1 protein-coding gene and 1 pseudogene are annotated in these 1,425 nt (G+C 39.7%); both read right to left on the bottom strand.

What is annotated here, in order from left to right; translation table 11 throughout:
• Nucleotides 1-31: 31 nt before the first annotated feature.
• Nucleotides 32-880, bottom strand: a pseudogene (locus DFP80_RS20765) (IS3 family transposase); the annotation flags it as partial.
• Nucleotides 877-1,377 carry a transposase gene (locus DFP80_RS20535; protein WP_113918657.1) on the bottom strand — a complete coding sequence of 167 codons (501 nt, stop codon included), beginning with the start codon at nt 1,375-1,377 and terminating at the stop codon, nt 877-879. The pseudogene DFP80_RS20765 and the gene DFP80_RS20535, both read right to left, overlap by 4 nt.
• Nucleotides 1,378-1,425 lie beyond the last annotated feature (48 nt).

The following is a 1,425-nucleotide window of genomic DNA, read 5'->3' as shown; positions in this document are numbered from 1 at the left end:
ATGAAGTGACCCCATAAAGTTGGACTCATTTCTAAGCAGCTAGCAAGGCCTGATTTCGATATTCAATCGGACTCAGGCCTTTTAGTTTCTGTTTAATTCGCTCGTTGTTATAGTAATCGATGTATTCTTTGATTTTCTCAATAAGATCATCGGCATTTCTAAACACGTTATTGTGGAACATTTCTGTCTTCAGTATGCCGAAAAAGCTCTCAGCAACGGCATTATCCAAACAGTTTCCTTTGCGTGACATACTTTGTATTAATCCCTTTTCTCTAAGCTGGTTTTGATACTGTCGATTCTGATATTGCCAACCTTGATCTGAGTGAACAATAGGCTTCTCATGCGATTTTAATTTATCTATCGCGCTTTTCAACATATCTGTGACTAAGGAGAGCTTCACCGACTGACGTACTTCATAGCTCACTACTTCTCGGTTAAAAAGATCAATAATAGGAGACAGGTAAACCTTCTTGTCTCCCACTTTAAATTCAGTGACATCCGTTACCCATTTCTGGTTAGGCCTATTTGCCACAAATTCTCTATTAACGAGATTTGGAGCTATTCTTCCTACATGCCCTTTATAAGATCTATACCGCTTTGGTCGAACTTTTGATTTAAGCCCTAGTTCATTCATAAGGCGTTGAACTCGCTTATGGTTAATAAGAGTACCTTCTGAGCGTAATGCCAGCGTGATTCTACGGTATCCATATCGACCTTTATGTTGATGGTAAAGAGCTTGTATTTGCGCCTTCAGTCCTACATTAGGCTCATCAACCGTCAGCCTTTTACGATGGTAGTAGTAGTAAACACTTTTTGGTAAGCCTATCGCCTTAAGTAAACAGGATAAATTAAATACAGCCTTGAGCTCATGGACTACTAGAGTCTTTTCTTTGCCTTTTTCTTTTTTGCTTGAGCCAAGGCTTCTAACTTTTTTAAAACAGCATTCTCCGCACGTAAATACTCCAGCTCTTCTCTCAGCTCTTTTTCTGTCATTTGTTCTGAGGGGGTTGGCGTCGTCGAAGTATTATTCATGTTGGGCATGCCTCTTTTTCGTGGGGTAAGTCGTAAAGTACCTTCACGAGAATAAAGGGATCGCCATTGAAATAAAATACCTGGAGAAGATAAATCAAAGTACGCACAGCAGTAAGCAAGAGACCATTTATTTGCTTGCATGGACTTCACTGCGTTTAACTTGAAGTGAGATGAATAAGGATGGCCTTCATGACGAAAACTTTCAACGCCATGTATTTGAAAAACTAATGACCAGTAACGGATTTGTCCTGATGACACTCCGAATTTACGACCGAGTTCTCTTGAACTTTCATGTTGAGCAAGTTTGGCTAATTTTAGCTTAAACGCTCTGTGGTATTTAGACATAAAAAGACCCCCAGTAATTGGATAGTCCAACTATTGGGGGTCACTTCA

The sequence above is a fragment of the Marinomonas rhizomae genome (assembly GCF_003315485.1).
Classification (GTDB): Bacteria; Pseudomonadota; Gammaproteobacteria; order Pseudomonadales; family Marinomonadaceae; genus Marinomonas; species Marinomonas rhizomae.
Note: the sequence above shows the minus strand (reverse complement) of the source record. Positions and strands in the feature narration are given on the sequence as shown.